We start from the raw sequence: 4,719 nt of genomic DNA on the forward strand, positions 1-4,719 counted from the left end.
AGACAACTTATGAATTCTACAGCGATTGGTGGGGACTGATTGGTTGACCAAAACCGAATGCTCCAACGCAACTTTGACAGCAAAGAATCTGATAAGAGCTGAGCAAGCGGAAAAACGAAAAGAGAAAGAGACGTACCACCACAAAGATCTATGAGTGGATTGCGTGGCATTTTCTTGAGTGCTTCTAAGAAATTCTATAAATGGGCGCCTGTCCTCGCGACGGGCGCCGTTTCTTTCTGGAAGACTGCTCTCTCAATAATGCTAATCACCGACAGGCTTTCCTTCCTATGAAAAGTCTGTCTTATTATGGGCTTTCAAACCGGTAGATTATCTACGTGGATAAAACTATGAAAGACTATAATAGTATGAAGTGAAAATGAGGAGATTGCTCATGGATACCGTTGCCTGTATTGGAGATAGTATTACCTATGGTCGAGTGGGTGCAAGCTACTTCGAGATGCTGAAAAGCGAATTTGGGGGAAAGTTTAGGTTTTTAAATAGTGGAGTGAATGGAAACCTCTCTTATGATGTTCTCAAGAGAATCGAGAATGTGACCAGCATGAAGCCAGATATTGCTATTCTCCTGGTAGGAACAAATGACGTGTGGGCGACCTACTCAGAAAAGACCATGAAAGCCTATATCAGAAAAAACAGACTACCCGAGAGACCTTCAAGAGAGAGCTACGCCAGAAACCTCGCTGAGATCCTCCAAAGGCTCAAGACCTCTTCCATTGCTCATATAGGCGTAATGTCGTTACCTTTGATCACAGAAGATTCCGAACATGTCCTCTTCAAGAGAAGCGTTGAGTATTCTGAACTGATCAAGAAGATAACCTCACAGATGGACTTGTGCTATATGGATCTCAACGAACGTCAGCGCGATTACCTGAAAGAGGCAGACAAAAGACCATCGTCAGGGCGGGAAATCTCCTGGGAATTCACATTGAAAATGATATTCAAACACATCTTGTTTAGAAAGAGCTGGGACGCTCTCTCGCAGGAAAATAGATTTCTATTGACGGTAGATCATGTTCATCAAAATACCGCGGGAGCAACCCTGATCAAAGATTGCGCCTCGGAGTTCTTGAGGAAGCTTTCGCTTCCAGATAGCTGATTCCTTCAGTGCTCACACTTGGAACAAAGGACGGCTCTTCACAGCGATCAGCGGTTCTTCGTTCTTAAGCGTACAGAGGCTCCCAGTACGAGATCCCGTACAGAACCACTACGGGATGACTGAGGGAGAGCAGAGATGATGTCTCTGTTTAGCAGCGATCAGCGGGTCTTCGTTCTTAAGCGTACAGTGGATCTTCAGGAGCCAGTCTGCTAACGCGGGCCAGTCGCACTTCGTTGGGCAAACAAAGACCATTGAGAAAGAGCGTGTGGAGAGGTTCGCTACGCTCACGAGAGAAGAGAGAGAGAAGAAACCAGTCAGATTGGAATGAAGCTTAAACAAGCATCTCTTTGATCTGACCTTGACCAATAACGAAGAAAGGATCCTTGCTCTGAAACAAAGAACAATGTTTTTCTCTTTGACGGCTGCTGCTCGGTCGGTGGACGGTGGACAGTTGACTGGCAACGTTGTTTTCATCAGCAATCAGCCGGTTCATGCTCATTGGGAAGGCTATGCGGGATGATGAAGTAAGGAGTTGGCACAAGTCGCTGGGGACAAAAGTCTTCTCTTGTTTCAGGTTATTCGCCTTCTTCAAGTCATTCTGAGATGATCCTGCTCAGAATCTCAACGCGTAAAAAGGGTCCTCAGGAGTATCTAAGAGACAGTCTCGCCTTCGGCGAGGCCAGTTCCGCTTCGCGGGCAGAAGAGAGAATGTATCGAGAAAGAGTATGTCGAGACTCCCGCTCCACTCGCGAGAAGACGAGAATTGAAAATCATTGACCGTCGACGGTCCACATCGACCGGGGCTCTTTGCTTTTTCAAAACACCCGACCGAGAAAATTCTATCACATCTTCTGAACAGACAATTTTGCTCTTTATTAGTCTGTATGACTGTTATGGGATTCTGGTTCATTCGATTTACACCTCATATAAGGATCATTGCAGATTCGCAGCCTCGAAAATCGAGCTTTATCAAAAGCCTTTCCTATAACATACCGCAAGGTTTTTCGAAATTCATTAAGGCGTTAATCGCTTGCGAGGAAAAGTCTATGCATACATCCAGCTATTGTGATAATATATCTTATAGATATATATCTTTTAGATATTAGAGGTGAAGAGATGGCCCGTTCTAACAAGACCAAATATCCCATTCTTGGCATTCTCAGTCAGGAAGACCTCTCGGGATATGAAATCAAGAAGCGGATAGAAGAAAGGCTTAGTTTCTACTGGAACGAGAGTTTCGGCCAGATCTATCCCACACTGAAAGAACTGCGGAGAGAAGGGTTGCTTGGGAGCGAACGAGTTGCTCAAGAGGGAAAGCCGGACAAGACTGTATACAAGATCACCGAAAAGGGGATGGCAATCCTTCGAGAGTGGCTTGAAGAACCGGTCGAGACCGAGAGACTGAGATCTGAATTGTTGCTCAAGCTATCATTCGGGAATCATACATCAACGGAGACTATCAAGAGACACGTCGATGATTTTAGAGAGAGTCTGAAAAAAAAGCTGAAACTCATGGAAATATTTGAACGAAATCTGAGAGAGGTCTTGGAAGATCATCCCGACCACCCTTATCAGCTGGTAACCGTGTTGTTTGGAAAGAAGACGTATCAGGCATGGATAGACTGGTGCGAAGAAGCGCTCGCACTACTCGGCAATTCATGAATCGAAGGCGAGGTGAAAAACAATGATCAAGAAGAGACAACGAGTTCGCAAAACCGTCTTGCTAATTTCGATGATTCTGTTTCCAATAACGCTCAATTATTTCTCGCCCTATCTAATAATTCTGGGTGCCTCAAGAGGTATCGTTGCAGGAAGCATGATAACTTTCGCAACGCTGTTTCTTTCTTCTCTCTTTCTGGGAAGGCTCTTTTGCGGATGGATATGTCCTGCCGGCGCTATTCAGGAGATCGCTTTCATGGTTAACGGCAAAAGGCCAAATATCGGGAGGCTCGACTGGATCAAGTACCTGATAGTATGGTCCCCCTGGATCACAATAATAATATTCCTTTTCGTAAAAGCGGGAGGAGTAAAGAAGATAGACCCATTCTTTATGATGGAGACTGGGATTTCCGTAGCAGAACCGGCAAACTATATGATCTACCTAACGGTGGTCGGAGCTTTTCTTATGATGTCTCTGCTCGCAGGGAAAAGAGCTGGATGCCACGCTTTTTGCTGGATAGCTCCATTCATGGTCATTGGAAGGAAGATCAGGAATGCTGCCGACTATCCTGCCCTTCGACTGAAGAGCGACAAAAAAGTGCGTAAGTTGCGGGGCATGCACAAAAGCGTGTCCAATGAGTCTTGATGTCCAAAAAATGGTAGAAGTGAACAAAATGGGGAACAGCGAGTGCATCTTATGCGGCGAATGCATTGATGCTTGTCCTAACAGTGTGATTCGCTTTTCCTATTCTAAAGGATAGCTTGAATCTGTCTTTCTGATAGTCTAAAGAATTCAGAGTGACTGAAGTTGCGAATAGTGCAACTCAAATCAAGAATTCGGCCCTCGTTTCAGATATATTTGTCTCAGGAGGGGATCGCTGTGTACGAATGGCACGAAAACGTTCAGCAGATCATAGAGCTAATCGAGCGAAATCTAGAAGATGGGCCGACTCTCTCGGAAGTGAGCGAGAACCTTTTCTACTCGCCATTCTACTGTACAAAGAAGTTCCATGCTCTTACCGGGATTAGGCTGAGAGATTACGTCCGGCTTCGAAGGATCTGCAAGGCCGCGCTGGAGCTTCGAGACACAGAGAAGTCTATCGCCGAGATAGGTATCGACAACGGTTTTTCCTCGCAGGCGGCTTTCAGCAGATCGTTCAAGAAAGCATATTCTATTTCACCGAAAGAGTTCAGAATGTCCCCAAAGCCTATTCCCCTCCTGCTGAAAAGGATCGTCTACGACCCCCACTTTCTGGGCATCAAAAGGAGGTGCAGCTTGAGCGAAAAGGAAATGGAAAGGATTGAAGTGAAGATCGAAAGACTTCCCACACACAAGTTCATCGGAATCAGGAACATCAACGCTAAGGGATACTTCCACTTCTGGGAACTTCAGGAAGGCATTCCCGGTCAGGACTGTCACACAGTGACGGGTTTGCTCGAAAGCATTCATAGCCTTCACGGTCAGATCGGCGGATGGTATTTCGAGGGAGAGAAGCGCGGCTATCTTTACGGAATCGAAGTACCGCTAGATTACAGCGGAGAGGTTCCCGAAGGTATGGAGTGTACTGTCGTTCCAGAGAGTGAGTATGTAGTCTTCTACTACCCGCCTTACAATTACGAGGAAAACAACACCGCAGTCATGTCAACTGTCAATGAGCTTGCATGGAACTGGAATCCCGAAGACTCGGGTTATGAATGGAACACTAATAATCCGATCTACCAGAGGAGCGACCCAGAAGACTATGGCTACGCTATCTATCGTCCAGTAAAGCCTCTGAAGAAATAGTTGCAAAAGCCCCTGGCGCCGGGGCTTACTGTTGGACTTCCTTTAAGTCGATAATCATTGAACTTTCAAGTACTACTGTTTCTAGGCACTAACTCTCTGTAATCAAATCAACTCCGTCGCATCTGCGACGTCTGTTGCTAGAAAGAATCGTTAATTAGGG

The 4,719-nt window shown here is 45.8% G+C and carries 3 protein-coding genes and 1 pseudogene; all 4 read left to right on the plus strand.

The genetic code is table 11. From position 1 onward, the window contains the following. Positions 1-391 precede the first annotated feature (391 nt). The 4 genes and pseudogenes from ENN47_02575 (at position 392) to ENN47_02590 (ending at position 4,559) form a co-directional block, all read left to right on the plus strand. Positions 392-1,114 (plus strand): lysophospholipase, encoded by a 723-nt coding sequence (locus tag ENN47_02575; GenBank protein HDP77072.1) that lies wholly within the window; start codon positions 392-394, stop codon positions 1,112-1,114. A gap of 1,116 nt (positions 1,115-2,230) precedes the next feature. Further along, the gene (locus ENN47_02580) at positions 2,231-2,776 is read left to right on the plus strand and encodes a PadR family transcriptional regulator (GenBank protein HDP77073.1); all 546 of its coding nucleotides are present in this window, start codon (positions 2,231-2,233) and stop codon (positions 2,774-2,776) included. A gap of 22 nt (positions 2,777-2,798) precedes the next feature. Beyond that, positions 2,799-3,534 (plus strand): annotated as a pseudogene (locus ENN47_02585) (4Fe-4S binding protein). Between the two features lie 119 nt (positions 3,535-3,653). Further along, entirely contained in the window at positions 3,654-4,559 is a 906-nt protein-coding gene (locus ENN47_02590) for a helix-turn-helix domain-containing protein (protein HDP77074.1), read from the plus strand. Positions 4,560-4,719 lie beyond the last annotated feature (160 nt).

Origin of the sequence: Mesotoga infera, assembly GCA_011045915.1 — a bacterium.
In the GTDB taxonomy this organism is placed as follows: domain Bacteria; phylum Thermotogota; class Thermotogae; order Petrotogales; family Kosmotogaceae; genus Mesotoga; species Mesotoga infera_D.